Here is a 3269-nt window from a genome sequence, read left to right as displayed (position 1 = left end):
CCCGGCCGCGGCGAGCTCGCGGCGGCGCAGCGCACGATCGCGGCGGCCGGCCCGCTCGCGCGCGAGGACCGGAGCGAGGCGGAGCAGGTGCAGATGCTCTCGCGGGTCGCACGCCGCGTGGTGGCCTCGGCCGATCCGATGTGTCGGCAGTATCTCGACCAGCCCTGCCGCTTCCGCGTCGGGCTGATGCGATCGCAGGAGGTCAACGCCTTCGCCGCCGAGGGCAGCACCATCGGCGTGACGAGCGGGATGCTGCTGGTGGTGGACAACGACGCGGAGCTTGCCGCGGTCGTCGCGCATGAGATGGGCCATCACCTGGCGAACCACCTGGCGCGCGCCGGCACGCGGACGCAGCTCGGCTCGCTCGCCGGCGCGCTGATCGGCGCCTATCTCGGCGGCGACGCACTGGCGCAGGCGGGGGCTCAACTGGGCGGGGGCGCGGCGCGGCTCGTCTATTCGCAGGCCGAGGAGCGCGAGGCGGACTACCTCGCCGCCTTCATGGTGCATCGCGCGGGCTACGACCTGGCGCAGGCCGGGCGGATCTGGATCCGGCTGGCGCAGGCGGCCGGCGGGGCGCAGCAGCCGAGCCTGCTGCGCACGCATCCGACCGGGCCGGAACGGCTCGCGGCCTGGCAGCGCACCGTGGCCGAGATCGCCGGCGCGCCGGGCGATGCGATGCCGCGCCGCGCGTGACGGTCAGCGGATCGGCACGACCGCGACGGCGTTGTAGGGGCTTCCGTCCACCAGGCGCGTGGACCAGGCGAGGTAGACGACGGCGCGGCGTTCCTCGTCCAGGAAGCGGTGCACGCGCGTTTCCTTGAAGAAGAGGCTCGTGCTCGCCTCGTAGATCTGCTCGCCGCGTTCGCCGCGTCTTGCGCCGGGCAGCACCTCGACCGGGCCGGTCGCCGCGCAGGTGAGGGCGAAGCGCGACGGATCCTCCGCGACGCCGAGCATGCCCGAAAGCCCGCCGGTCCGCGCCTGGCTGATCCAGCAGGAAACGTTGCGCACCTCCGGATCGTCGAAGCGCTCCACCACCACGCGGTGGCTGCGCGTCAGCCCGAGATTGGTGATCGCGGTGTTCACGTAGCCGACCTCGCGCGTCTCCTGCGCGGAGGCGGGCAGCGCGATCGCCGCGAGCAGGACGAGCGCGGGAGGGAAGGTGCGGGCCATGGCGGTCACTCCGGGCGATGCTGCGCCGACAGGACGCCACGGAGCGGGTGGCCGCCGCAACGCTCCTCGCGCAGGCGTCAGTCGCCCAGCGCGCTTCCCTCCCGGCGCGGATCGGCCGCGCCGAGCAGGCCCTGCGGCGTCACCCGGATCACGGAGAGGCCGGAGACGTTCTCGCGCACATCGACACGGTGGCCGCGCAGCTGCAGCTGCGGCGCGAGGCCGGCGGCAGCCGTCCCGGCCTCGAGCTCGACCGCGGTCGGGCCGATCACGCCGATGCGGGGCAGGGCGACCGCCTCCTCCGGCGTCAGGTTCCAGTCGATCAGCGCGACGACGGTCTGCGCGACATGGCCGATGATGCGCGCGCCCCCGGCCGAGCCGGCGAGGATCTCGGGGCGGCCGGCGGCGTCGAGCACAATGGTCGGCGCGGTGGAGGAACGCGGCCGCTTGCCCGGCTCGACGCGGTTCGCCACGGGCCGGCCGTCCTGCTGCGGCAGGAAGGCGAAATCCGTGAGCTGGTTGTTGAGCAGGAAGCCCCGCACGAAAAGGCGCGAGCCCATCGGCGCCTCGATGGTCGGCGTGAGGGAGACGGCGTTGCCCTGCGCGTCGACCGCGACGATGTGGCTGGTGCCGGCGCCGTACTCCGCGGCCTGCGGGGCCAGCCGTCCCTCGCGGAAGGGCGGGTTGCCGGCGGCGGGGGGCGGCATCGCCCGGTCATCGTCGATCAGCGCGCCGCGCGCGGCGATGTAGGCCGGGTCCATCAGCCCGCGCACCGGGACGCGCACGAAATCCGCATCGGCCAGGAAGAGGTTGCGGTCCGCGAAGGCGAGCCGGCCGGCCTCGGCCAGGAGATGCGCCGCCTCCAGGCCGCGCGGGTCGAGCGGGCCGAGGTCGAAGCGCGCGAGCATGCCGAGCATCTGCGCCACCGCGATCCCGCCGGAGGTGGGCGGCCCCATGCCGCAGACGCGCCGCCCCCGATAGGGCGCGCAGACCGGCTCGCGCCGCAGGGCGCGGTATCCGGCGAGGTCCGCCTCGGTCAGCAGGCCGCGGTTGGCGTGCGCGCGCACCGCCGCGACGATGTCGGCCGCGATCGGGCCGGCATGCAGCGCTTCGGCGCCCTGCGCCGCGACGGCCTCCAGCGTCCGGGCGAGGTCCGGGTTGCGCAGCGTATGGCCGGGCGGCCAGGGATTGCCGCCGGGGTCGAGGAAATAGGCCCGCGCGGCAGGGTTGCGGCGGATCGCCTCGACGCTGGCGCCGACGGAAGCGGCCATCCGGCGTGGCACGGGGAAGCCGGCTTCCGCGGCGCGGATCGTCGGTTCGATCAGGCGCCGCCAGGGCAGGCGTCCGTGGTCGCGGTGCGCAGCTTCGAGCATCCGCAGCAGGCCGGGCACGCCGACGCTGCGGCCGCCTTCGAGCGCCTCCGCGAAGGACAGGGGCTGTCCGTCGGGGCGGAGGAAGAGCCGCGGCGTCGCGGCGGCCGGCGCGGTCTCCCGGCCGTCCCAGGCCTCGACCGTGCCCGTGGCGGCGGAGAAGGTGAGCATCAGGCCACCGCCGCCGATGCCGCTCGCCTGCGGCTCCACCAGCGTGAGCATGACGGCCGCCGCGATCGCGGCGTCGAGGGCCGAGCCGCCCTCCCGCAGGATCTCGCGCCCGGCTTCGGTCGCCATCGGATGGGACGCGACCACCATGTGGCGCGCGGCGGTCGCGGCCTGCTGCGCGGGTGCGGCAGGGGCCTGGGCGTGGGCGATGCCAGAGAGCAGAAGGCCGGCAAGCAGGGGCAGCAGGCGGCGCATTCGGTCTCCGGCTGGTTCGTGGGATGATCCCAAGATGGAACGTCGGGCGCAGTTAAGGAAGGCTGCCGATCGCCGGGGCCGTCACGCCGAGGATCGCGCCGTCGCCGCGTTGGTTGCGGAAGGTTGGCAGGTGATCGCGCGCCGCGTGCGCACGCCGGCGGGCGAGCTCGACCTGGTCGCGGAGCGCGACGGGCTGCTCGCCTTCGTGGAGGTCAAGGCGCGCGCCACGCTGGCCGGGGCCGCCTTCGCGCTCGGTGCCGCGCAGCGCGGGCGGTTGCTGCGCGCGGCCGAGTGGTGGCTCGGCGCGAA

4 protein-coding genes are annotated in these 3269 nt (G+C 75.2%); 2 read left to right on the top strand and 2 right to left on the bottom strand.

Translation table 11 applies throughout. The features are described 5' to 3' along the window. Positions 1–693 (top strand): M48 family metallopeptidase (locus L2I40_RS20945; protein WP_237217108.1); only part of this gene is annotated, 693 nt, incomplete at its 5' end. 3 nt (positions 694–696) lie between these two features. Here L2I40_RS20945 and L2I40_RS20940 read toward each other — a convergent pair. Then, positions 697–1170 carry a CreA family protein gene (locus L2I40_RS20940; protein ID WP_237217107.1) on the bottom strand — a complete coding sequence of 158 codons (474 nt, stop codon included), beginning with the start codon at positions 1168–1170 and terminating at the stop codon, positions 697–699. A gap of 77 nt (positions 1171–1247) precedes the next feature. Then, positions 1248–2960: a gamma-glutamyltransferase gene (gene ggt / locus L2I40_RS20935; RefSeq protein WP_237217106.1), complete on the bottom strand. Its 1713-nt coding sequence runs from the start codon at positions 2958–2960 to the stop codon at positions 1248–1250. A 34-nt stretch (positions 2961–2994) separates the two neighbouring features. Here ggt and L2I40_RS20930 point away from each other — a divergent pair. After that, a partial coding sequence (locus L2I40_RS20930) for a YraN family protein (protein ID WP_237217105.1) occupies positions 2995–3269 on the top strand: 275 nt, incomplete at its 3' end.

Source organism: Falsiroseomonas oryziterrae, assembly GCF_021864505.1.
Taxonomy (GTDB): Bacteria; Pseudomonadota; Alphaproteobacteria; order Acetobacterales; family Acetobacteraceae; genus Falsiroseomonas; species Falsiroseomonas oryziterrae.
Note: the sequence above shows the minus strand (reverse complement) of the source record. Positions and strands in the feature narration are given on the sequence as shown.

Coding starts and splice junctions, on each gene's coding strand:
- ggt (WP_237217106.1), bottom strand. CDS start 2,960: ATGCGCCGCCTGCTGCCCCTGCTTGCCGGCCTTCTGCTCTCTGGCATC.
- L2I40_RS20940 (WP_237217107.1), bottom strand. CDS start 1,170: ATGGCCCGCACCTTCCCTCCCGCGCTCGTCCTGCTCGCGGCGATCGCG.